26 protein-coding genes are annotated in these 21,683 nt (G+C 61.6%); 14 read left to right on the top strand and 12 right to left on the bottom strand.

Features of this window, described 5'->3' with window-relative positions; all coding sequences use genetic code 11:
- Positions 1 to 536: 536 nt before the first annotated feature.
- From VMH22_05305 to VMH22_05320, 4 genes are read right to left on the bottom strand one after another with little or no spacing between them, the layout of a single operon-like run.
- Positions 537 to 674 carry a hypothetical protein gene (locus VMH22_05305; protein HTW91107.1) on the bottom strand — a complete coding sequence of 46 codons (138 nt, stop codon included), beginning with the start codon at positions 672 to 674 and terminating at the stop codon, positions 537 to 539.
- Positions 671 to 1,096 (bottom strand): helix-turn-helix domain-containing protein, encoded by a 426-nt coding sequence (locus VMH22_05310; GenBank protein ID HTW91108.1) that lies wholly within the window; start codon positions 1,094 to 1,096, stop codon positions 671 to 673. The genes VMH22_05305 and VMH22_05310 overlap by 4 nt, the downstream gene beginning before the upstream one ends.
- Positions 1,093 to 1,467 carry a type II toxin-antitoxin system RelE/ParE family toxin gene (locus VMH22_05315; GenBank protein ID HTW91109.1) on the bottom strand — a complete coding sequence of 125 codons (375 nt, stop codon included), beginning with the start codon at positions 1,465 to 1,467 and terminating at the stop codon, positions 1,093 to 1,095. Before VMH22_05315 ends, VMH22_05310 begins: the two co-directional genes overlap by 4 nt.
- A gap of 12 nt (positions 1,468 to 1,479) precedes the next feature.
- Positions 1,480 to 1,638: a hypothetical protein gene (locus VMH22_05320; GenBank protein HTW91110.1), complete on the bottom strand. Its 159-nt coding sequence runs from the start codon at positions 1,636 to 1,638 to the stop codon at positions 1,480 to 1,482.
- Between the two features lie 116 nt (positions 1,639 to 1,754).
- Between VMH22_05320 and VMH22_05325 the strand changes: the two genes are divergently transcribed.
- Positions 1,755 to 1,901: a hypothetical protein gene (locus VMH22_05325; protein HTW91111.1), complete on the top strand. Its 147-nt coding sequence runs from the start codon at positions 1,755 to 1,757 to the stop codon at positions 1,899 to 1,901.
- On the opposite strand, the gene VMH22_05330 is transcribed toward VMH22_05325, so the two are convergent.
- The 3 genes from VMH22_05330 to VMH22_05340 form a co-directional block, all read right to left on the bottom strand.
- Entirely contained in the window at positions 1,898 to 2,269 is a 372-nt protein-coding gene (locus VMH22_05330) for a hypothetical protein (protein ID HTW91112.1), read from the bottom strand. The genes VMH22_05325 and VMH22_05330 overlap by 4 nt on opposite strands.
- A 467-nt stretch (positions 2,270 to 2,736) precedes the next feature.
- Positions 2,737 to 3,963 carry a FlgD immunoglobulin-like domain containing protein gene (locus VMH22_05335; GenBank protein HTW91113.1) on the bottom strand — a complete coding sequence of 409 codons (1,227 nt, stop codon included), beginning with the start codon at positions 3,961 to 3,963 and terminating at the stop codon, positions 2,737 to 2,739.
- A complete protein-coding gene (locus VMH22_05340) occupies positions 3,960 to 4,496 on the bottom strand; it encodes a hypothetical protein (GenBank protein ID HTW91114.1) in 537 nt (178 codons plus the stop codon). Before VMH22_05340 ends, VMH22_05335 begins: the two co-directional genes overlap by 4 nt.
- A gap of 238 nt (positions 4,497 to 4,734) precedes the next feature.
- Between VMH22_05340 and VMH22_05345 the strand changes: the two genes are divergently transcribed.
- The 13 genes from VMH22_05345 to nadC all read left to right on the top strand — a co-directional run bounded on the left by VMH22_05345 (position 4,735) and on the right by nadC (position 17,587).
- Complete coding sequence (locus VMH22_05345) at positions 4,735 to 5,043, top strand: hypothetical protein (protein ID HTW91115.1); 309 nt, start codon at positions 4,735 to 4,737, stop codon at positions 5,041 to 5,043.
- 432 nt (positions 5,044 to 5,475) lie between these two features.
- The gene (locus VMH22_05350; protein HTW91116.1) at positions 5,476 to 6,684 is read left to right on the top strand and encodes a hypothetical protein; all 1,209 of its coding nucleotides are present in this window, start codon (positions 5,476 to 5,478) and stop codon (positions 6,682 to 6,684) included.
- A 27-nt stretch (positions 6,685 to 6,711) separates the two neighbouring features.
- Positions 6,712 to 7,566: a PstS family phosphate ABC transporter substrate-binding protein gene (locus tag VMH22_05355; GenBank protein HTW91117.1), complete on the top strand. Its 855-nt coding sequence runs from the start codon at positions 6,712 to 6,714 to the stop codon at positions 7,564 to 7,566.
- Positions 7,567 to 7,597: 31 nt separating this feature from the next.
- Positions 7,598 to 8,533 (top strand): phosphate ABC transporter permease subunit PstC, encoded by a 936-nt coding sequence (gene pstC, locus VMH22_05360; protein ID HTW91118.1) that lies wholly within the window; start codon positions 7,598 to 7,600, stop codon positions 8,531 to 8,533.
- Positions 8,530 to 9,507, top strand: coding sequence for a phosphate ABC transporter permease PstA (gene pstA, locus VMH22_05365; protein ID HTW91119.1), 978 nt, complete (start codon positions 8,530 to 8,532; stop codon positions 9,505 to 9,507). Before pstC ends, pstA begins: the two co-directional genes overlap by 4 nt.
- Positions 9,508 to 9,573: 66 nt before the next feature.
- The gene (pstB, locus tag VMH22_05370) at positions 9,574 to 10,422 is read left to right on the top strand and encodes a phosphate ABC transporter ATP-binding protein PstB (GenBank protein ID HTW91120.1); all 849 of its coding nucleotides are present in this window, start codon (positions 9,574 to 9,576) and stop codon (positions 10,420 to 10,422) included.
- A 67-nt stretch (positions 10,423 to 10,489) separates the two neighbouring features.
- Entirely contained in the window at positions 10,490 to 11,194 is a 705-nt protein-coding gene (gene phoU, locus VMH22_05375) for a phosphate signaling complex protein PhoU (GenBank protein ID HTW91121.1), read from the top strand.
- Positions 11,191 to 11,871: a response regulator transcription factor gene (locus tag VMH22_05380; protein ID HTW91122.1), complete on the top strand. Its 681-nt coding sequence runs from the start codon at positions 11,191 to 11,193 to the stop codon at positions 11,869 to 11,871. Before phoU ends, VMH22_05380 begins: the two co-directional genes overlap by 4 nt.
- The gene (locus VMH22_05385) at positions 11,868 to 13,232 is read left to right on the top strand and encodes an ATP-binding protein (GenBank protein ID HTW91123.1); all 1,365 of its coding nucleotides are present in this window, start codon (positions 11,868 to 11,870) and stop codon (positions 13,230 to 13,232) included. The genes VMH22_05380 and VMH22_05385 overlap by 4 nt, the downstream gene beginning before the upstream one ends.
- Before the next feature lie 346 nt (positions 13,233 to 13,578).
- Positions 13,579 to 13,707: a hypothetical protein gene (locus VMH22_05390; GenBank protein HTW91124.1), complete on the top strand. Its 129-nt coding sequence runs from the start codon at positions 13,579 to 13,581 to the stop codon at positions 13,705 to 13,707.
- Positions 13,708 to 14,061: 354 nt separating this feature from the next.
- On the top strand, positions 14,062 to 14,241 hold the full coding sequence (locus VMH22_05395; GenBank protein ID HTW91125.1) for a PAS domain S-box protein: 180 nt from the start codon (positions 14,062 to 14,064) through the stop codon (positions 14,239 to 14,241).
- 202 nt (positions 14,242 to 14,443) lie between these two features.
- The gene (locus tag VMH22_05400) at positions 14,444 to 16,717 is read left to right on the top strand and encodes a response regulator (protein ID HTW91126.1); all 2,274 of its coding nucleotides are present in this window, start codon (positions 14,444 to 14,446) and stop codon (positions 16,715 to 16,717) included.
- 51 nt (positions 16,718 to 16,768) lie between these two features.
- Positions 16,769 to 17,587: a carboxylating nicotinate-nucleotide diphosphorylase gene (gene nadC, locus VMH22_05405; protein HTW91127.1), complete on the top strand. Its 819-nt coding sequence runs from the start codon at positions 16,769 to 16,771 to the stop codon at positions 17,585 to 17,587.
- 5 nt (positions 17,588 to 17,592) lie between these two features.
- On the opposite strand, the gene dprA is transcribed toward nadC, so the two are convergent.
- The 5 genes from dprA to VMH22_05430 all read right to left on the bottom strand — a co-directional run bounded on the left by dprA (position 17,593) and on the right by VMH22_05430 (position 21,619).
- The gene (gene dprA / locus VMH22_05410) at positions 17,593 to 18,663 is read right to left on the bottom strand and encodes a DNA-processing protein DprA (GenBank protein ID HTW91128.1); all 1,071 of its coding nucleotides are present in this window, start codon (positions 18,661 to 18,663) and stop codon (positions 17,593 to 17,595) included.
- Complete coding sequence (gene obgE, locus VMH22_05415; protein HTW91129.1) at positions 18,663 to 19,631, bottom strand: GTPase ObgE; 969 nt, start codon at positions 19,629 to 19,631, stop codon at positions 18,663 to 18,665. The genes dprA and obgE overlap by 1 nt, the downstream gene beginning before the upstream one ends.
- A gap of 65 nt (positions 19,632 to 19,696) precedes the next feature.
- Positions 19,697 to 20,242 carry a pantetheine-phosphate adenylyltransferase gene (gene coaD, locus VMH22_05420; protein ID HTW91130.1) on the bottom strand — a complete coding sequence of 182 codons (546 nt, stop codon included), beginning with the start codon at positions 20,240 to 20,242 and terminating at the stop codon, positions 19,697 to 19,699.
- Positions 20,239 to 20,862 (bottom strand): 16S rRNA (guanine(966)-N(2))-methyltransferase RsmD, encoded by a 624-nt coding sequence (gene rsmD / locus VMH22_05425; protein ID HTW91131.1) that lies wholly within the window; start codon positions 20,860 to 20,862, stop codon positions 20,239 to 20,241. Before rsmD ends, coaD begins: the two co-directional genes overlap by 4 nt.
- Before the next feature lie 73 nt (positions 20,863 to 20,935).
- Positions 20,936 to 21,619, bottom strand: a complete 684-nt coding sequence (locus tag VMH22_05430; protein ID HTW91132.1) for a coenzyme F420-0:L-glutamate ligase — start codon at positions 21,617 to 21,619, stop codon at positions 20,936 to 20,938.
- Between the last annotated feature and the right edge of the window lie 64 nt (positions 21,620 to 21,683).

The following is a 21,683-nucleotide window of genomic DNA, read 5'->3' on the forward strand; positions in this document are numbered from 1 at the left end:
CACCTTCGCTCGACAGCAGGTCGACTTCTCATGCAAGGTAGCCATGCACGAGAATACAGCAGAGAAAACAGACTTAACTCACTCATCCGCAACCACTAGCCGCGCTCACTTTCAACGGCATTTCCGCCACGCTTGCCCTTCTTGTAACATGGTAGACCCCTTCTGCAAAGCTGGTATAAGGGCCGCGTCAGGATCGCACTATCTAAGAGAAAGAAAGGGAAGAAGAGGGATATTGAGCTTGTCCAATAACTCGACTGGCGCGTGCTTCTGCCACTATCCATTGAGTCAGGCATCGGCCAAGAGGACCAGCGCTTGTGGCGAGAACCTACCGCGCGGTAGTCTTGGAACAAGCTCCACTCCCCAATTTCTGGTCCGAATCGTGTGAATGGCGTCGTCCAGTCCCAGCCAAGCGCGGTGAAGAAGGGAACAGGCGAAGCTCGAACGACGCGCTGTCCGACAGGGGCCGCTGCGGCCAAGCCCGAATGATGAATTGACAGACTGAAGCCGTTCGGGAATGCAGCGCGGAGTTGTTCTTCTCAGTCGTCGTTGGACAGAAAGATCTTGCGGTTCTGGGCGAGGCGGTCAGCGAGACGTTTGAGGGCGTCGGGCGCGGTCCGTGACAAGGGGACAAGATGAAGGACTGAGGATGGAGGAGAGAGGATGAAGTTCCTCATTCCTTGCCTCTCCGTCGTCGGGCCGGTTTGTCGGAGGCGATGAACTCGGGCCGCGCCGTTCTGCGGCGCGCTTGTCGAGCGGGCAGGAGAATGCGCTCCCGCAAGGGACGCTCAACGCCCGAATCGGCGGATGAAGCGTGCTTCTCCCCGGGAACAAGGGCGAGTTCCACCCTTGCATCGAGGGCCAGCGCCAGCTTCGCCATCGTGGCGAGGGTCAGGTTGGCGGTGGAGCGGAGCACCTTGGCAACGTAAGCCCTCGACGTGCCAAGTCGGCGGGCCAATTCGGCCTGAGACACGCCGCGCTCGTCCATCATCCGGCCGATTTCCTCGCTGAAGACGAGCTTGATGTGTTCGACCCAGTACTCCGGTTCGCCCTCGTGGCGGGCGACCATCTGTCGGAACCACTCGGTAGCTTCAGTCATCTAAGCAAGCCCTCTCTCGCGCAGAGTTCATACGTTTCCATAACTTTCTCAATCTCCAGGTTCAGGCGAGCCCGGCCGGCGCGCTTCGGGCCTCCGTGGGTGCAGACCAGGGCGCGCCCAGAGAGGAAGCAGTACAGCCTCACGCCCGACGAGTGCTCCTTCAGTTCGTACGCCGGACCTCGCAGGTGGCGAAAGCGCTCCTCGCCTGTGCCGGCTCGACCGACCTCGGCCAGGCGCTGCATAACGCCGTCAAGGCTCCGCACCGCCCGTTCCGGTAGCGTACTGAGGAACTCCTGCGTCTCACACCTGCCGTCGCGCTCGAACGCCAACACGGTCCTCGCTGGCCCGTTCCTTATCGGAATCAGCTTCACCAAAATGCTAACCTATAGGTTTACACGGTCAAGTTCGGTCGACTGAGAGCCGACTGGTTCCGTCAGGAGGCGAAGTTGCTTTGCTTTGTAGTCAGGGGACAGGAAGACCTTGCGGTCACGCTCGAACCACTCGACGAGATCAGCCACCAGTGCGGGAGGTGAAGCTCCCATGGCGGCTCTAGAATAGACTCCCGCCGATGCAAGTCAAGCTGGAAGGAGGAGATTCCAGGAATGAAGGATTCGATGATTCCAGTGGCGGGTGACGGACAGTCGGCGGTCAGGACGGCGTGACGGTCCCTGACGACAGCAACTACGGCTTCGGCGCGGGGATGTCGAAGACGTCACGCGGCTTCGCCGCGAGTTTCCAGTTGCCAGTTGGCAGGTTGCAGTGGCCGGACGATTGGCCGCTGGGCAGGTTCCAGCGCGTGGTCTAGGGTTTCGGCGCTTCTACGTCAAAGACATCCTTACGGATTTTGGCCAGGACCTTGGGGTCGCAGCCACGAGCGGACCACTTGTCCAGCAGCACCTGGGCCGCCATCGCAAAGCTCTCACCCGAGATGCCCTGCTCCCGGCTCAGCTTGTAGAGCTGCCGGCCGAAGTTGAGGTAGGGTACGTACTGCGAGGTCGAGACGCCGCAGGCGTTGATGACCTCTTTGACCTTCACCTCCATGGCGTAGACCTGGGTAATGGCCGCTTCGTAGCGCGCGGCCATGTCTCCATGCAGGTCGTTCAGCGTATCCTCCACTCGCTCAACATTGTACTTCGCCTTCCAGCGATCGGCTCTCTTCTTCGGGTCAGTCATTTCGTACCTCCGTTCATGCTGTCTATTCTCGTGTCGTAGAATACCAGAGGCTGTGATAGCAGTCAAATACCGCAGTTTCGAGTCATAAGTCATTGCTTAGTAGTCTGTTATAATGTCCGGACATGCATTCAGCATAGCACCCGGCAGGTCACTCCCCCAGTCACTCCCCCAGTCACTCTCCGAGTGACTCCCCGAGTCACTTACCGAGTCACTCGGCGAGTGACCCCCCGAGTGAATTACCCAGTCAATTACCGAGTGACTTACAGAATGACTCGACGAGTGAGTCACCGAGTGACGCGGTGAGTGAGTCTCTGACTGACTTACCGATTGACTCCGCGAGTGACTCGCAGGGTGACTTACCGAGTGACTTGCCGAGTGATTCATGGAGTGATTCGAGGAGTGATTTGCAGAGTGACTCCAGGAGTCACCTGCCGAGTAGTTCGGGAACTGACTTGCCGGGTGCTTACCTATGTGCCGGTGTGGAACAACCTGCGGATGACTTCACATCTGGCAATCGGCCAGCCGCGGACCGTGCAACCGACGACATAGACTCCGTCGGACACCTGATTTCCCGCGTCATCTTTGCCGTCCCAGGCTACGGCATGCGCGCCTGCGGTCTTGCGGCATTCGAGCAGGGTCCGGACACGGTTGCCGCAGACGACGTACACGGCGACGAGGACACTGTCGTCTTCAGGCAGGCCGCACCGAAGCAGCAGCCTCTTCCGGTCCGGCTCGAATCCGGCGGCCGGGCCATTGGCCGGCGTGATAAAGGGCTGGGCAAAGTGTGGAGCCAGAGACCGGACCTCGACGCTTTCCATCTCCGTGTGACTTCGGATTGAGTCGCCGGAAGTCCACTCCCGGTTCCATGCGTTGGTGTCGCCATGCAGGTAACGTTCGAAGTACGCCGTCAGGTATCGGCGGACGGCCCTTTTCTGGGCGTCGCGCGTGTAGATCGAATGTCCGCCGTTCTGCCAGAAGACAGTGTGGTCCATGGAATAACCATGGTTGGCCCCGTGCAATGCCGCAAACGTGGCGGGCGCGTGCGCCCCTTGCCAATACGTGTTGCGGGCATGTTTCCACGGCGCGAACCGGTCGAACTGGCCGAACAGAAGCAGCGTGGGCGTCAGGACGTCTTGCGCGCGAGTCCGCGGCGTGCTGGGCGGTCCGGAGACGGCAACGATGGCGCGCAGCGTATCGTACAGCCCGAACCGGTCAGCCGCCAGCAGGACGATGCTCGCGCCCATTGAGTGGCCGGCAAAGCCCCAGTTCCACCGGTCGAGCGCTCCGTAGAAGCGGTCGCCGGGTACGGTGTCGAGCGCCGACACGTAGCGCGCGGCGTCAACCACAAGCCGGGCGCGCAGGTCGTGCTGCGGGATGATGGTCGGGTCCGAGTAGGTGGGCATGACGACTACGAAGCCCCGGGTAGCGAGGTGATAGGCGTAGCTGAAGTAGCGGTCGATGCCCATCATCCAGCCGTGGGCGAACACTATGATTGGGGCCGGAATCGCCGACTTCGGAAACGTGCCGGCGGAGTCAGGGAAACAGACGAGCGAATGCCTCATCAACTGGTAAGCGCCCGGGATGTCAATGGTCCGCGTGCCGCAGGGATACGGGCCGGGAGCCGAGTAGTCCGGGCCCAAGCCGCAGGCAACGGCGCACAGCAAACCGAGGGCACCGAGCAACCGGTGCATCATTCTCCACCGCCGGCCGCGAGCTTCGCGACCTGGATGCGTAGTGCGGCGAGCCCGGTGCTGTCGGCGCGGCCCGAGGCGTGCCAGCGGACGACGCCGCTGCCGTCGAGCAGGAACACGTACACCCGGCTGCGGTCTTCTACGCCGAGGCGCTTTGAGTAGCCGTCGATGTCGCCGTAGAAGGGCGCAACCCAGTGGCGGTTCTCTTCCGATGTGGCCTTGCGCATGCCCGAGTTGATGACACCGCGCAGCAGGCCGGGGATGCTGGGGCCCATCATCGGTACTTCGCAGGCGCGGAACTGGTTCACGGCGGTGTACTCCTGACGGAAGGGGCCGAGCCATGAGTCGATGTCGTCCTGCGACTGGCGCTGATACCCGAACCCAACCAACGTCATGTAAGTTGCCACAGAGTCGGGAAGGACAAGGCGCGTGCCGTCGAGCGCCGTTGCCTCAAGCCGTGGCAGTTTCACATAGGTTATGGGCGCAGCTCCTGCCATGGCCAGCAGCACCAATAGGCATGCGGCTAAGTTCTTCATGCTCACAGTTTCGACCGGCTTCCGTTCATGACCGGTTCAACGAGCAAGCGTTCATTGTTCAACGTTACTTCGTTCATCGTTGCCGGGCAAGGAATGCTCCGCGGCTGCGTTCATCGGCCCGTGCGTGGTTAACAACAACCTGACATCGTGCTTATCCGCAGCAAGCAGCGTCAATGCAGACTGGTGGTGAAAACAAAAGGAGTGAATGATGGCCGAAACGAAGATATGGAAAGCCAGAATGAGAAAAGCCTACCCCGAAGCCACGACTCACGTGGTCGTCGGTGAGGTCCTCGAAGAGAACCCGCTGTATCTCAGGATGCGATGCCGCGCCTTCCACTTCAAGCGCCCGACCGTGAATGCCAACATCACCACCAGCGACATCAAGGTCAGGCTGTTTCCGTGGGGGCAGATTTCCTATGTCACCGAACTGCCCGATTCCTCGGATTGGGAACTGGCGGAGGCCGGACTGGATGAGAAAGGGGACGTCGTCCTGAAGCACCCTATCAGCTCCGAGAGCATAAGTCTGAAGGAAGGGCTGGACGGCTGACGGATCAGCCGAAGTCAGAATTCAGAAGCTAGAATGCAGAAAGCAGAAGTGGCTGTCCGAATTGAGATGTTAGATGGAAGATGAGAGATGTAAGATGCACGATGGCATGGGCTTGAACCATGAACAAGAACTGCAGGCAGTCGAGCCGGAGCCGTACGTCGTCCGCCGTCCCTTGTTCCGTCGCTCTTTGTTGCTGGGAAGACAGAGGCAGTCCCGCGCACGGTCGAGGAAAAGCGGGTTTGCCTCCTTGAGGGACGATCCAGACGCTTCACGGGACTGTCCTCTGTTTTACCTCTGTCAGAGAACCGGATACTGCCTGCGTGGCACCGCGTAAGGTGGACTTTGAGTGATTAACAGAAACCTGACAATCGGCTTATACGCGCTTAGTCGATGGTTCATACACTTCCGCCGACCCTGAAAGGAGAAAACCGTATGAAGAAGACCGTAGTCGCCATGCTGCTGGCGATACTGGCAGCCGGCTCTGTCTACGCCCTTGACCCGGGCCAATCAGAGCTCGAATACAACGGCTGGTTCCGCTACACCAACCAGTCAAGCCCGTTCAAAGTCACGAGCCCGACCGTGAGCCGCTCCACGCTGGAGCGCGATTATCTGCGGGCCGGGCATCAGTGGACAAACAAGCTGTACTCGAAACTGACCCTCGACTTCCTGTCCTCGTCGAGCTACGCCGACGGCTTTTCGACGCGCATCAAGGAAGCGTACGTCGACATGGTGACGCCCATCAAGGACTTCAACCTCACCGCCGGAATGCAGAAGGTCTACTTCGGCGAAATCTACTCCTGGGATTATACCCATCCGGACAAGGAACTGGCTGACGACCGCGGCGTCTGCGCCAGCGCTGACTACGGCATGACGCTCAACGGATTCCTGCCCTCGGGCCTCGGCGAGCTGCAGCTCGGCGCGTACAACGGCGAAGGCTACAAGGTCACCGGCGCGAAGAACTCAGCCGCTCCCATGCTTCTTGCCAACCTGCGACTGACTCCGATTGCCGGATTCCAGGTCGGTGCCTCGGTCTTCAACAAGGTCAAAGATTTCTCCCCCTACTCCAACGGCAAGGCGGGACGCGGCACCGGCGCCGACACCACCAAGTTCTTCAACGCCGACACCGCCAACCGGAACCGTTTCGCCTTCGCGCCCATGGCGAAGGTGGCGTTCGGCCCGGTTTCGCTCACCGGCGAGTACATCATGTACAGCTACACACGTAACCTCTCCTACTATGCGCTGACGAGAGACACATCCACCCACAAAGTGACTGACTCGACCCTGACCGTGAGCAACAAGAACTACAAGATGTCGGGCATTGACCTGATGCCGCTCGTGACTCTGATGAACTCACACCTCGACGTCTTCGGCCGGTTCAGCACCTGGCAACAGAAAGAGCAGTCCGGAGACTCGATGCCGGAGAACAAGGCCAAGAGCCTGATGCGCTACGGCCTCGGCTTCAACTGGCACTTCCTCAAGCGCGCCGGCGGCTCCAAGCCCGCGGTCGCTTTCCAGTTCGCCTGGATTCACGAGCAGTCAGATGCGCTGAAGCCCGCGCCATCCACGGACAAGGTCGACCCGACGAACACGTTCATGGCCCAGTTCCGCCTCGAGTGGAACCACGTCCTGAACGCGAACTGACATTCGCAAGATATCAAGGAGAAGAACATGAAGAAACTGATAACAACCGTAGCACTGGCAGCCATGGTGACCCTCGGCACCGCCAAGGAAGTGGTGGTGAAGGGCTCGGACACCATGCTGAACCTGGTGCAGAACCTGGCCGAGGCCTTCAACAGCGCCCACCCGGACGCAACCGTGTCCGTCACCGGTGGCGGTTCCGGAGTCGGCATCAGCGCCGTCATCAACAAGCAGACCGACATCGGCGACGCCTCAAGGCCCATCGCGTCGAAGGAAATCTCCAGCGCCCGGGCCAACGGCGTCAACCCGGTGGAATACGCCATCGCGATTGACGGCGTCTGCATCATCGTCAATTCCGCGAACTCGGTCGAGAAGCTCACCGTCGATCAACTCGGTCAGCTCTATCAGGGCAAGATCACGAATTGGAGCGCGGTCGGTGGCCCCAGCCAGAAGGTCACGCTCTACGGACGTCAGCCCAGCTCCGGCACCTTCGTCTATGTCCGCGACGAAGCCGTGAAGGGCGAGTACGCCGCCTCGATGAACCAGATGAACGGTAACGCCCAGATTGTCGAAGCAGTCAAGGCCGACGCGGGCGCCATCGGCTACGTCGGTGTAGGCTATGCTCGCGAACAAGGCGTCAAGGTCCTGCAGCTCTCCAAAGACGGCACGAACTACTACTCGCCGCTCGACCAGGACGCCGTTAACTCCGGCAAGTACGCGCTGGCCCGGCCGCTGTTCCAGTACACCAACGGCAAGGCCAAGGGCGATGCCAGGGACTTCATCGCGTTCGAGGTCGGCCCGGAAGGACAGAAGGTTGTCAGCGACCAGGGTTTCTACCCGCTGACTCCGGGCTATCAGGCAAGCGACAGCGCCAATCTCCAGTAGATCAGTGTCTGCCTCTCTCAAGCCTGCAGGGGTGTCAGGGACATCCCTGCAGGCCGTGGCCGGCACGGGACAGCCGCGGCGCCGCTCAAGGAAGCTGACCGATAGGGCCGCAGGCGTGGTCTTCTGGGTCAGTGCGCTGCTATCCGCGGTTGTCCTGCTTGGAATTCTGCTTTTCCTGCTACTTTACGGCGTCCGGACCTTCCGCGAAGTGCCGGTATTCCGCTTCCTCTTCGGCACGGTCTGGAATCCGGATGCCTACGGCGTATCGTCATTCGGCCTCATCCCGCTGCTGCTCGGTTCGCTTCTGAGCACGGCCATCGCGCTCATCATCGCCGTGCCGTTAGGCATTGCCTCAGCCATCCTGATTTCCGAACGCCTCAAGGGCTGGGTGCGAGTCACGGCGAAAACCCTGGTCGAGCTCTTCGCCGGCTTCCCGTCAGTTGTGCTGGGGTTCTTCGGTCTGGTGATACTCGCCCCGTTCATCGCCCACCTCTTCCACGTACCATCCGGGCTGAACCTGCTTAACGCCAGTCTGCTGCTCGGGCTCATGTCGCTGCCGACAATCATCTCGGTTTCGGACGACGCACTCCGGGTGGTTCCGCATTCGTACCGCGAGGGCGCCTACGCGCTTGGGGCTACGCCCTGGACCACCGCGTTCCGCATCGTCCTGCCCGCGGCGAAGTCGGGCATACTCGCCGCGGTAATGCTCGGATTCGGCCGCGCGGTCGGGGAGACCATGGCAGTGATGATGGTCGCCGGCAACGCCCCGCTGATGCCGCACTCGCTCTTTCAGCCGTTTCGCACGATCACCTCGACCATCGCCATCGAACTCGGCGAATCCGCTTTCGGCTCGGCCCACTACTATTCGCTCTTCGCCCTCGGGTTCGTGCTGTTCCTGATTGCGCTCGGCACCAACCTGGTCGCCGAGTCGCTCATGAGACGCGCGAAGCGGAGTTTCACGCTGTGAAGAATGAGATTCAAGGAACCGAGGATTCAAGGGGTCCAGTGAACGGAATGTCCGGCTCGGGTCCGCACTCGAATCCTGGAATCCTGGAATCCTCGACCCCGGTCGGAAAGAAGCTCCGCCGCACCCGGTCCGCGAGCAGCTTCGGGTTTTGGATACTGGCGGTGCCGCTGGTCGCCTTCCTGGGCTTCATCGTGCTCATGTTCTACTACCTGTTCCGCAACGGGCTGGGCGTTATCAGTTGGCGATTCCTCACCCAGCCGCCGACGCACGGCATGACCCAGGGCGGCATCTGGCCCTGCATCGTGGGCACCGTTCTCGTCACCTTCGTCTCCCTCATCTTCTCCGTGCCGGTCGGCGTATGCTCGGCCATCTACCTTTCCGAGTACGCGCCGGCGAACTACGTGACCCGCGCAATACGCAGTTCCATCCGCAGCCTTGCCGGCATACCGTCAATTGTCTATGGGCTGTTCGGGGTAGCGCTCTTCGTCTCGGCCATGAGGCTCGGTCTCTCGGTCCTCGCCTCCGGCCTGACCCTCGGTCTGATGAACCTGCCGTGGATAATCGCCACCGCCGAAGAGGCAATAAGCGCAATCCCCGGTTCGTTCCGCGAAGGCGCGCTGGCCCTGGGCGCGACCAAATGGGAAGCCATAGGCCGCAACGTCCTGCCCTACGCCTTTCCCGGTATCCTAACCGGCGTCCTGCTCGCCGTCGCCCGGACCATGGGCGAAACCGCGCCGATTCTCTTTACCGGCGTGACCTACTACACGAAGCAATTGCCGACCTCGCCCCTCAACAAGTTCATGGCTCTACCCTACCACCTCTTCACCCTTTCGACTCAGCACGAACAGATGCTCAAGGTCCGCCCCCTGGCTTTCGGGACGGCCATGGTGTTGCTTGCATTCGTACTCGCGTTCGATGGCGTGGCCTTCGCTTTCCGGCTTCGGGCATCGTCATCCAATAAATGGCAGGTGTAGAGAAATGACGAAGTCAGATTGCCGAATGACGATTGCGCCGGGACCTCAATTCAAGGAGATGTGGAAATGACGCTGCCCGTCCGACAGCCGACAATCGCCAATCTAAAATCTAAGACCGAGAATCCCCTCAGCCAGACCGGGACGCCGGTGACCAGACCGGACCGAGGTCGGATCGAGGTCGACAGCCTGAACCTCTGGTTCGGCGACAATCACGTGCTCAAGAACGTGTCGTTCGAGATACCGGCCAACGCGGTCACCGCCATCATGGGCCCGTCCGGATGCGGCAAGTCCACGCTGCTGCGCACCATCAACCGGATGAACGACCTGATACTGGGCACCCGGGTGACGGGCGACATCCGCATCGACGGCGAGAGTATTTTCGCGGACTCGACCGACGTCATCGAGTTGCGCAAGCGGGTCGGAATGGTCTTCCAGAAGCCCAATCCCTTCCCCAAATCCATTTTCGAGAACGTCGCGTTCGGGCCCGCCATCCACCGGATGGGCGGCCAAGCCGACATCCAGCAACGGGTCGAACGGGCGCTCCGCCACGCCAACCTCTGGGAGGAGGTCAGGGACCGGCTCCACGACAGCGCTTTCTCTCTGTCCGGAGGACAGCAGCAACGGCTCTGTACGGCCCGCGCTCTCTCGGTCGAGCCCGAGATCATCCTGCTCGATGAACCGGCCTCAGCCCTTGACCCGCACTCGACCGCGCGGCTTGAGGAGTTGATACGCCAGCTCAAGCAGGACTACACCGTCGTCATCGTCACCCACAACATGCAGCAGGCGGCCCGCGTCTCCGACTGGTGCGCGTTCCTGATGCTGGGCGAGCTGGTCGAATTCGGCCGGACCGAACACGTCTTCACCAATCCTCGAGACAAGCGGACCGAGGACTTCCTGACCGGGAAGTTCGGATGAGCCGCACGATGTTTTCCTTGAACCTGTCAAGGAACTGGCCATAATGAATCGTAGTGAGGAGTGCTGATTGACTACCCTTCTAGAAGACAAAATAGCTGAGCTGAGACAACAGCTCATCACCATGGCCGGCATCGTCGAGGAGATGATAGCCGACAGCATTGAGGCGCTCGTTAACCGGGATCCGGCGCTGGCCGAGACGGTCATCAGCCAACATGAGGACCACGTTAACCGGCTTGAAATTGAGAACCAGGATACCGCCATCAACCTCATAGCGCTGCACCAACCCGAAGCAAAGGACCTGCGCACGATCGCGATGGCTGTAATGATCAACGACGTGCTTGAAAGGCTGGGCGACCACGCGGTCAATATCGCGCAGGCGGCACAGTATCTGATTCCCCGCCCACCGGTCAAACCGCTCGTCCACATCCCGCAGATGGCCGACCAGGCCGTCGCCATGCTCAAGGACTCACTCGACGCCTTCACCCGGACCGACCCCGAACTGGCCCGTTCTGTCTGCGCACGCGACAACGCAGTTGACGAACTCAATCTCTCTGTCCGATCCGAACTCATCGCAACCATGGTTGCCGATTCCGGCACCATCGAGCGGGCTCTGAAGCTGATTCTGATAGCGCTCAACCTCGAGCGGATTGCCGATCTGGCGACAAACATCGCCGAGGACGTAATCTACATGACCACCGGCGAAGTCATCAAGCACGGAAGGGGCGCGGCGCCTTCTACCGACCCGGCCGCCCCACCTTCCTCTGACCATTGAGCCGCCTGGTAGCCGTCGTTGATGACGAACCTGATATCCTTGAACTCGTCTCGCTCCACCTGAGCAAGGCCGGGTTCGCCGTCCGGACCTTCCCCGACGCCACCCGCTTTCAGAAGTCGCTCGCGTCCAGTCTGCCCGACCTTGTTATCCTCGACCTGATGTTGCCCGACGCCGACGGAATCGACGTCTGCAAGTACTTGAAGCAGGAAGCCCGCACCGCGCACGTGCCTGTTGTCATGCTGACCGCCCGCGGAGACGAACTCGACCGGGTGCTGGGTCTGGAAATCGGCGCCGACGACTACATAACCAAGCCGTTCTCGCCCAAAGAACTCGTGGCACGCGTCAAGGCGGTGCTGCGCCGTCACGAAAAGAAGGTGGAGCCGGACACGGTCGCGTTGGCCGAGGGAATCGCCCTGGACAAGAACCGCTACGAGGTCACTGTCCGGGGCCGCAAGCTCGAACTGACGACCACCGAGTTCAAGCTCATCGAGATTCTTGCGGAACGCCGCGGATGGGTGTTCAGCCGTGACGAACTCCTGAGCCGGCTGTGGGGCGATGAGAAAGCAGTACTCGACCGCACGATCGACGTACACATCACCAACTTGAGAAAGAAGCTGGGCAAGGCCGGGCACCTTATTGAAAACGTACGGGGCGTCGGCTACAAGCTCCGCGATTGAAGCGCTACATCCTGCTCCGGTTGCTCGCCATCCAGTTGGCGATAATCGTGGTTCTTCTGATCGCCGGCCTTGTCGCCGCTCACGGCACCGGCCGTGCCCTGGTGTGGATTGCTGCTGCCATCGTGACCGGTGCTGCCGGGGTCACGTCGTACCTGTTTGCTCGCGGCTTGGCGCGTCCGGTCCGTGACCTGACCGTTGCATTCCGCAAGCTCAGCGCCGGCGAGTTTGACGTGAGGGTCATGCTTGGGAAGCGCGGCCGGCTCCGCGAACTTGGGGACAGCTTCAATGAGATGGCCTTCAATACCAAGACGCTGGTGGCCGAGCTGCGGCAGCAGCGCGAGGCCCTCAACGCCATCGTCGGGTCAATCCAGGAGGGACTGGCCGTAGTGGACAGTTCCGGCCGAATCGTCCTCGCGAATGCCAGTTTCCGGAAGCTCGCCGGTGAACCGAAGGTCGAGGGCCGGCACTACTGGGAAGTCATAAGAGAACCGGACTTCGTCGAACTCGTGCGTGCGGTGACGACTGAAAGCCCGACCGCCGTGCGCCAACTACAGATAGGCGGGCAAGACTTCGCGTGCAGCGCCAGCTACCTCTCAGCGGCCAACCAGGTCGTCTTGACCTGCCACGACAACACCGAGGTCGCACGGGCGGCGCGCATGAAGAAGGACTTCGTCCAGAACGTTTCGCATGAACTACGCACGCCACTCACCGCCATCAAAGGCTTTGCGGAAACCATGGAGACCACGGTCGACAGCAACAATCGGCCCTATCTTGAGACCATCATCCGCAACACCGACCGGCTGGTCAGCCTCGTGAAGGACCTGCTCGCCCTGTCTGAACTCGAAGAACACGGGACAGAGCTCCAGCTTGAAGACGTGGACCTGAGCCAGGTCGCCGCACAGATGCTCGTGCTTTTTGAGAAGGCCGCGAGCGACAAGGGACTCGCGCTGAAGCTGTCATCCTCAGGCTGGAGCGGTTCGCTTCGTGCCGACCGGTTCAAGCTTGAACAGGTATTCACCAACCTGCTTGACAACGCCGTGAAGTACACCGAAAAGGGAGAGATCGAAGTCACGTTGAGCCGTGATTCGGCCGTTGGGAGTGGCGCATCGGGTAATGAGTGCGCTGTCATCGAAGTCCGCGACACCGGGCCGGGCATCGCGCCTGAGCACCTGCCGAGGCTATTCGAGCGCTTCTACGTGGTGGACAAAGGCCGCTCGCGCCAGCTTGGCGGTACCGGCCTGGGCCTGTCCATCGTCAAGCACATCGTTCTGCTTCACGGCGGCGAGGTTTCGGTACGAAGCACTCTCGGCGTCGGCACGGCCTTTCGGATAGTGCTCCCGGTCCGCGCGGGCTCTTCCTAGCCGACCGCTCCTCACCGTCTTTCGTCTTCCGCTTCTGCTTGAATCTCCGGCGTCTAACTGCGGCCTGACACCTTCCTTATAACCGCTTAACAACGACCTGCTAGAATGGGCCCGAGATGAATACCCGTTTGCCGTTCGCCTCATCCTTCCGAACGAGCCAAACGGGCTTCGGTACTACCTCAGGCAGGGGAGAGAAACCGCTCTCCCCTGCCGCCATCTTCGGCGGACCTCTTGCACCGAAAGAAAGGAAACAGTGTACATGGGCATCGTCCATTCTCCCGAGACGCAAGTCGCCCACAGCTCAGGCGCGCAGACTACGACAGCTTCGGAGACCCGTTCAGAAGTGGTGACCGGCAACACAATGCCGCGTCTCTCGCCCCCGTTCGCCTTCGAGGTCGAGGAGTTCCACTCCCAGATTCCGGATGATGACTGGCGCCACCGGCACGGAGTGCCCCAGATACTCGATTTTCCCTGAATAGTGGGACTTAAGACACGAGGACCATACGCAGGTGCTGCTTTGACCGAGGCCCTGTTGAGCGAGAAGCCGCCGGCGCCAGGCCAATAGCCATCGGCTGCGCTGCCGGGCCGACATCACGGGTCGTCTACCGCAAACCACGGGTGAGGGGGCAAAGGCGTGTATGCGACGGCAGACGTTCTACCAAACTGTGTGGAAATGCGGGTATTAGTCAGCACATTTTCCATGATTGACAAATACCTGCCGGGGGCTAGACTTCCGTTAATTGATGTCGGGTCGCGTCCTCGATTCCGGCGCCGTTGCGCGCTCCGAGCCTGCGCCCCGACATGGGGAGCACTTAACGAAGCGTAAGTAATGCTGATACCGTTTCTTGATGCGACCGCGGACAGTCTGGAGCTCCTGGACGAGTCTCAGAAGGGCATCTGGATTGCGGACAACCACGGACGCATCGTCTTACCAAACCGGGCCTTGGCCCGGCTCTCCGGCTACGGCGGCCATAAGGGACGCATGGTACCGGTCATGGAGAATTCGTGAACTCGGCCGTCGCCCATGTGTCATCAAGCCGCCTGGCTCGAAGCTTGATTATCCCACTGGCTGCGCAGCATACTACCCCCCGGCAATCCAACCCCGGCCCTGGCCGCCTAGGTGGCCAAATGAGTAGCGGCATAGTGGGAGTTTTGAGTAACTTCGGCGCGGAAGTCATGTTCAGCTTCATCCTGCCGACCAAGGAGGACGTGTGATCAATACCAAGAAAAAGATTCTCGTGGTCGAATCTGATTCCGGCCTGCGTGAAATCGTGCGAGGCCAGCTCGTGAAAGAAGGCTTCGACGTAACCACGGCCGCCGACGGATTCCAGGCTGTGATAACTGCACGTCAGACTGAGTTCGACCTCGTCATCCTGGAGCTGATGCTTCCCAAGATGGACGGCTACTCGGTCTGTCAGCTGCTGAAGTCGAGCGGGGCAAATGCCCCAATCGTTATCTTCAGTGCCCGCTCGTCGCCGGAGGACGTTCGCCGCGGCTTGGACATGGGCGCGAGCGCATTCGTTCCCAAGCCGAGCGATGTTTCGGTACTAGTCGGCAAGGTCCGCGAGATTCTCTTTCCCCAGCAGGCTGCGCCGGGAAAGCAGGCTGCCCCAACGGTCGTTGAACAACCAGCGGCGAAACAGCCCAAGGAAGCACCGGAAGTCAAGGAACGCGTCGAACCCGCACCCAAGCCCAAGGAAGAGGCACCGAAGCCCGCCCCTCAACCTCCCAAGGAACTGACCGAAGCTGACGCTCTGGCCGAGGCCGAACGCAAGGAGCTGGAAGAAGAAGAACGCAGGCTTGCCCAGAAGCGAGCACGGTTGGAGACCGAGGCCAAGGCCCGCGTCGAGGCCGACCGCAAGAAGAAGGAAGAAGAGCAACGGCTCGCCGCGCAACGCGCCAGGGACGAAGCCGAGGCCAGAGCCAAGGCTGAGGCCGAACGTAGACGGAAGGAAGACGAACAGCGACTCGCCGCGCAACGCGCGAAAGAAGAAGCGGACGCTAAGGCCAAGGCTGAGGCCGACCGCAAGAAGAAGGAAGAAGAGCAGCGGCTCGCCGCGCAACGCGCCAAGGAAGAGGCCGAAGCCAAGGTCAAGGCTGAGGCCGAGCGGAAGCGCAAAGAGGAAGAGGAACGCAAGCTCGCCGCTCAGCGCGCCAAGGAAGAGGCCGAGGCCAAAGCTCGCGCCGAGGTCGAACGCAAGCGTAAAGAGGAAGAGGCGCGTAAACTTGCCGAGCAGCGCGCCAAAGAGGAAGCCGAAGCCAGGGCCAAAGCCGAAGCGGAGCGCAAGCGGAAAGAAGAAGAACAGCGGATTGCCGCTCAGCGTGCCAAAGAGGAGGCCGAAGCCAGGGCCAAGGTCGAGGCCGAGCGCAGGCGCAAGGAAGAAGAACGGAGACTGGCCGAACAGCGTGCCCGTGAAGAAGCTGAGGCCAAGGCTCGCGCCGAGGCCGAGCGCAGACGGAAAGAGGAGGAGGCGCGCCGGCTGGCCGAGCAGCGCATCCGGGAAGAAGCTGAGGCCAGAGCCCGTGCCGAGGCCGAGATAAAACGGCTCGAGGAACAGGAGCGCAGGCTCGCCCTGCAGCGCGAAAAGGATGAGGCCAAGGTAAACGCCCGCATCGATGGAGAGCGCAAGAGACTGGAAGAGGAAGAGAAGCGACTCGCCGACCGCCGAGCCCGACTCGAGGCCGAGGCCAAGGTCTACGCCGAGGAGAGCCGCAAACGGAAGGAAGAGGAAAAGAAACTCGCAGACCGGCGTGCCCAACTGCAGGCCGAAGTCAAAGCCTATGTCGAGGCTGATCGCAAACGGAAAGAAGAAGAGGCTCGGCTTGCCGCACAGCGTGCGAAGGAAGAAGCTGAGGCCAGGGCACGGGCCGAGGCCGAACGCAAACGCAAAGAGGAAGAGGAACGTAAGCGCCGCGAAGAGGAGCAGCGCGCCAAAGAGGAAGCCGAAGCCAGGGCCAGAGCTGAGGCCGAGCAGAAGCGAATCGAGGAAGAGGAGCGGCAACTGGCAGAGAAGCGCGCCCGCATCCAGGCAGCGGCCCAGGCCCGTGCGGAAGCGGAGCGCAAGCTCGCCGAGCAGCGTGCCAGGGAAGAAGCGGAAGCCAAAGCCAGAGCCGAGGAAGAGCGCAAGCGGCTTGAGGAAGCGGAACGAAAGGTCGCCGAGCGCAAGGCCAAGGCGGAAGCCGAGGCCAAAGCCCGTGCCGAAGCCGAAAGGAAGCTCGCGGAGTTGCGCGCCAGGGAAGAGGCCGAAGCCAGAGCCCGGGCGGAAGAGGAACGCAAGCTGGCCGAGCACCGCGCTCAGGTAGAGGCCGCAGCCAAGGCCCGCGCTGAAGCCGAGCGCAAGCGCCTGCAGGAAGAGACCGAAGCCAAGGCTCGTCTCGAGGCAGAACGCAAGGAGTGCGAGGAAGCGGAACGGAAGCTCGCGGAGCGCCGCGCCCGCCTGGAAGCCGAAGCCAAGGCTCGGGCCGAGAAGAACCGCAAGCCATAGAACTGTCCTCGCGCCTTCTGGGCTGAGACCGGGCCGCTCTACTTACGGCCGATGACCACAAGACAGCTCATAACGGCCGCGCTGGCTGAAGACACAGGTTCCGGCGACATCACGTCGCGGCTCACCGTCCCATCAAACCGGCTTGTCCATGCGCGACTGGTCGCACGTGCCAACGGCATTCTGGCTGGAATCGACGTCTGTCGACAGGTCTTTCTCACCCTCGACCACACCATCCGATTCAGGCACAAGCAGAGTGACGGCATCCGGTTCCAGAAGGACGAGGTTCTGGCCGAAATCCAAGGCAGGGCTCTGCCCGTCCTGACCGCCGAGCGTACCGCCCTGAACTTCATCCAGCGGCTGTCAGGAGTAGCCACCGCAACCAGGCGATTCGTGGACGCGGTTCGTGGCACGAACGCGGTCATCCTGGATACGCGCAAGACGACGCCGGGCTGGCGAGCGTTGGAGAAGTACGCGGTCCGCTGCGGTGGCGGTACGAACCATCGTGTCGGGCTGTTCGATATGATTCTCATCAAGGACAACCACATCGCCGCCGCCGGCTCGATTACCGCGGCTCTCGAACGGTGCCGCTCAAGCCGACTTCCGGTCGAAGTTGAGACTCAGACTCTGGCCGACGTCAAGGAAGCCCTTGCTGCCGGGGCAACTCGCATTCTGCTCGACAACATGACAGTGACCCAAATGAGGAAGGCTGTGGCTATCGCCCGAGGGAAAGCGAAGTTCGAGGCCTCGGGCGGCATCAACTTGAAGAATGTGCGCCGGGTCGCGGAAACCGGAGTGGACTACATCTCGGTCGGGGCCATCACACACTCGGCTCCGGCCGTTGACATCGCGCTCGATTTCCTGCCGGACTGAGCCGGCTAGATCTCCTTCACAAAGTACTTGCCCGGCAACTGCCGAACCAGACCCTTGATCTCAAGCTGCATCAGAACCGAGAGCAGTCCTGCCATCGGCATCCCCAGCCCCTCGCAGATCTCGTCCACGTGCGCGGGCTCGTCAGTCAGGAACTCCATCACCGGCTTCTCCTCGGCCGCCACTTCTACCCTCGACCGCTCGTCAGCCCGCTTCGCCACCCCCAACTCAAGCAGCACGTCGTCGACCGAAATCAACGGCCTTGCCCCATTCTTCAGCAGTCGGTTGATACCGAGGCTCTGCTGCGACGTGATGTTGCCCGGTACCGCAAACACGGCCCGGCCCTGATCGGTCGCCCATGCCACGGTATTGAGCACTCCGGACTTCTCCCCGGCCTCGACCGCCACGACTGCCCGAGAGAGTCCGGACACCACCCGGTTTCGCTTCGGAAAGTTCATGGCCAGCGGCTCGACTCCGAGCGAGAATTCGGACATGACCGCGCCTCGGGCAGCGATGGCCTCGTATAACCGGCGGTTCTCCGGCGGATAGAAGACATCTATGCCGCATCCGAGCACGGCCAGCGTCCGGCCGCCGCCGTCGAGCGCGCCCTTGTGCGCGAAAGTGTCCACGCCCCGTGCCAATCCGCTCACCACGGTGACGCCATGCTGCGCGAGTTCGTGTCCCAGCTTCTCCGCGACCTGCCGGCCGTAGTGCGACGGCACCCGTGTGCCAACTACCGCGGCCGCAGTCCTGTCATCCGGCAAGAGATCCCCTCTGACGAACAACACCGGCGGCATGTGCGCGAGCTTCTTCAGGTTCTCGGGATAGTCCCTGTCACCGTAGCCGATGGTCCTGATGCCCAGTTCCCGCGCCGCCTTCAGCCGCCGCTCGGTCTCATCGCTGCGCCGATACGACCGGACGGCCGCGGCAAGTTCCTGGTCAACGCCCTTGACCTCGAGCAGGTCATTCAGGCCGGCGGCGAACACTCGCTCCGGCGTACGGAATCGGGCAAGCAGGTTCTTCAGCCGCGTCTCGTTCATCCGCGGCACCGCGTACAGGTCGACGTAGCCTTCGTTCACTATGCCCTCGGAAAGAGCCGGTTGATGCCCTGCCGCAGTTCGTCGATGCCCTCGCCGGTAAGACCGGATACCCAGACACGCTCCGCATCCAGCCGGATCGCGGGTTTGCGCCCGGTCAGCAGGTCCACCTTGTTCAGGACAACGATCCTCGGCCGTTTCAGAATCTCCTCATTGTAGCTGCCGATCTCGCCTACCAGTTCCTCATAGTCACGCTTGGGATGGCCTTCGGCCACGTCGATGACAAACACCAGCATCCGCGTCCGCTCGATGTGACGCAGAAACGCAAGGCCGAGTCCCTTGCCCTCGTGTGCGCCCTTGATGATGCCCGGCATGTCCGCGACCGTAAACCGCACGTCCCGGGTCTGGATTACGCCGAGGTTCGGCGTCAGCGTGGTGAACGGGTAGCTCGCCACCTTGGGGTTGGCCCGCGTCAGGCGGGATAGCAACGTCGATTTGCCGGCGTTGGGCAGCCCGACGATGCCGACGTCGGCCACCAGTCTCAGCACGAGCTTGACCTTGCGCTCCACGGCGGGCTCGCCCGGATCGAAGCGCCGCGGCGCCTGGTCGGTCGAGGTGGCGAATCTCGCGTTGCCTCGGCCACCTCTGCCGCCTTGCACGATGGCCAGTTCCTGGTTCGGCGCGAGAATCTCGCCGAGCTTTGCGCCGGTCCCGATATTGAAAACGTCGGTACCGAGCGGCACGGGCACGCGTATGCTCTCACCCTTCGCGCCGTGACGGTTCGCGCCCCTCCCGTGCCCACCCGCGCCCGCCTTGTAGAATCGGTGATACTCCAGATCGGCCAGAGTCTGCAGATAGTGATTGCCCCACAAGACCACCGAACCGCCATCCCCGCCGTCGCCGCCGTCCGGCCCGCCCTTCGGGACGAACTTCTCGCGGCGGAACGAAACGCAGCCGTCACCACCTGACCCGGATCGAACCTGGATAGTGACTACGTCAACAAAACGCATGGAGGAATGGGGCTAGGGCAAGGGTTCAACGGATCGAGTGTCTCGCACTTTATCCCTTTGTCCCTCTATCCCTTGGCGAGTTTCCGCCGCAGCGCCATCATCACCGGTTCCGGAACGAAACAGCTCAGCTCGCCGCCCTTGGCCGCAAGCTCCCGCACCAGCGAGGAACTAAGGTAGAAATACCGCTCCGAAGGCACGAAGAAAACGGTTTCCACGGCCGGCGCCAGCTTGCGGTTGGTCAGCGCCATCTGGAACTCATAGTCGAAGTCCATCACGGCCCGCATACCGCGGATGATGGCATGAGCGTGCTCCTGCCGAGCGAAATCCACCAACAGGCTGTCGAAACCCTGCACGGTTACCCCGTCCATTCCCTTCGTGACTACCTTTGCCAGGTCTATACGCTCCTGCCATGCGAACAACGGGTGCTTCTCCTGCCGACTCGCCACACCGACAACTACCTTGTCGAAGAGTTGCGCCGCGCGCTTGACCACGTCCAAGTGCCCTAATGTTATCGGGTCAAAGCTGCCGGGATATACCGCGACCCGCCGTTCTGCCTCCGGCTCTCTGCACTCTGACTTCTGGCTTCTGGTTTCTGCCCTCGCCTGCCTCATGATAGCCTCCTCAACACGCTTACCAAGGTCTCGCCGTAGGTTCCCTGCTTGATCGTCTCCCAGCCGTTCGGCGCCAGCGGCATCTCCTGCCGGTGATGTTCGGCCACGAACCACCCGTCCGGGGCAAGGACGTCGAACTCGGCTGCCCGGTCGAGCGTCGCCTGGACCAGCCCGTGCAGGTACGGCGGGTCTGCCAGCACGAGATCGAAGCGCACCCCTGCCAGTTTCTTGAGCACCCGCAGCACGTCACCGCGCACGAGTGTCACATTCGGCAGACCCTTCAGGTTTTGCCGCAGGAACCGCAACACCATCGCCTGCTGCTCCACGAAGACGACCGACTCCGCGCCCCGCGACAACGCCTCGATACCGAGCGAGCCGCCGCCCGCGTAGAGGTCGCAGGCCTTCGCCCCGCGCACCCGGGAACCGACGATGTTGAACATCGCCTGCCGCGTCACCGCCTTGGTCGGCCGCAGGCCCGCCCGCGGATACTCAAGCTCCCGGCTCTTGTACCGTCCACTGCTCACGCGCACGTGGCAACCTGGTTTCTGAATTCTACTCTGTCCGAACTCTGAATCTGCGTCATCTGCGTAATCTGCGGATAATCCTGTCCTCGTCCGCAATTCTGCATTCTGGTTTCTGGTTTCTGAATTCTGCTTTGTCCGAATCCTGAATCTGCGTCCACCTGCGGTTGCTCTATTCGGGCCTAAGGATGATTATCGGCGTCAGTTCATCGCCCTGGCCAGCCGGGTTGTCGCGCATCGCCTCCTGCACCAGCTTCACGTCCAGGCCGTCATTCGCACCGACAACCAGGCAGCCGAAGATGTCATTGGCGTCAACGATGGCGACCGGGAAGCCCAGTTCCTTCGAGAGCATCTGCGCGGTTCCGTCCGGGTCCTTGGGCCCCTTGATGACGCACTCGTAGAACTCCTTCACCCCTGAAGTGTGGGCCGCGTCAATCATCGCCGCCTGCTTGCCCGCAACCTTGTAGAAATCGCCGCTTCTCCCCCGCAGCTTGCCCCACGCGCCCGCAAGCGCGGCCCGGACAATCCTCGGCGCGCCGACCTCCTCTATCGCACACTGCATCGACCAGGACGCGCGCAGCCCGATACCGTATGGCACCTTCTTCACGAACCGCCAGAGCACCGTTGCCCAAAACCCCGGCCGTATCTTCGAAATTGGTATCGCCCGTCCCTGCATGACGGCCACCGGACTCTCGGCGATCGTAATGATGTCTCCTGGTTGCGCCACCGCCAGCGCATACCGCTTCACGGTTTCCACCATCGGGTCGGTCTCCAGCAGCACGTGTGTCTTGACCGGAATTCGCCTGATTCTCCGGCCACACGCCTCGATGACCGGCGGCTTCTCTTTCTTCGCCATGCGTCAATGTACCAACAATCGGCCTGGAATCAACATACGAGGCCAAGTACCAAGGACAAAGGAC

Source organism: bacterium, from assembly GCA_035505375.1.
In the GTDB taxonomy this organism is placed as follows: Bacteria; Hydrothermota; Tepidihabitantia; order Tepidihabitantales; family Tepidihabitantaceae; genus UBA2258.

Coding starts and splice junctions, on each gene's coding strand:
- VMH22_05355 (HTW91117.1), top strand. CDS start 6,712: ATGAAGAAACTGATAACAACCGTAGCACTGGCAGCCATGGTGACCCTC.
- nadC (HTW91127.1), top strand. CDS start 16,769: ATGACCACAAGACAGCTCATAACGGCCGCGCTGGCTGAAGACACAGGT.
- pstB (HTW91120.1), top strand. CDS start 9,574: ATGACGCTGCCCGTCCGACAGCCGACAATCGCCAATCTAAAATCTAAG.
- VMH22_05350 (HTW91116.1), top strand. CDS start 5,476: ATGAAGAAGACCGTAGTCGCCATGCTGCTGGCGATACTGGCAGCCGGC.
- obgE (HTW91129.1), bottom strand. CDS start 19,631: ATGCGTTTTGTTGACGTAGTCACTATCCAGGTTCGATCCGGGTCAGGT.
- VMH22_05305 (HTW91107.1), bottom strand. CDS start 674: ATGAGGAACTTCATCCTCTCTCCTCCATCCTCAGTCCTTCATCTTGTC.
- VMH22_05330 (HTW91112.1), bottom strand. CDS start 2,269: ATGACTGACCCGAAGAAGAGAGCCGATCGCTGGAAGGCGAAGTACAAT.
- VMH22_05340 (HTW91114.1), bottom strand. CDS start 4,496: ATGAAGAACTTAGCCGCATGCCTATTGGTGCTGCTGGCCATGGCAGGA.
- VMH22_05310 (HTW91108.1), bottom strand. CDS start 1,096: ATGACTGAAGCTACCGAGTGGTTCCGACAGATGGTCGCCCGCCACGAG.
- VMH22_05345 (HTW91115.1), top strand. CDS start 4,735: ATGAGAAAAGCCTACCCCGAAGCCACGACTCACGTGGTCGTCGGTGAG.
- VMH22_05395 (HTW91125.1), top strand. CDS start 14,062: ATGCTGATACCGTTTCTTGATGCGACCGCGGACAGTCTGGAGCTCCTG.
- VMH22_05430 (HTW91132.1), bottom strand. CDS start 21,619: ATGGCGAAGAAAGAGAAGCCGCCGGTCATCGAGGCGTGTGGCCGGAGA.
- VMH22_05335 (HTW91113.1), bottom strand. CDS start 3,963: ATGATGCACCGGTTGCTCGGTGCCCTCGGTTTGCTGTGCGCCGTTGCC.
- coaD (HTW91130.1), bottom strand. CDS start 20,242: ATGAGGCAGGCGAGGGCAGAAACCAGAAGCCAGAAGTCAGAGTGCAGA.
- VMH22_05320 (HTW91110.1), bottom strand. CDS start 1,638: ATGGGAGCTTCACCTCCCGCACTGGTGGCTGATCTCGTCGAGTGGTTC.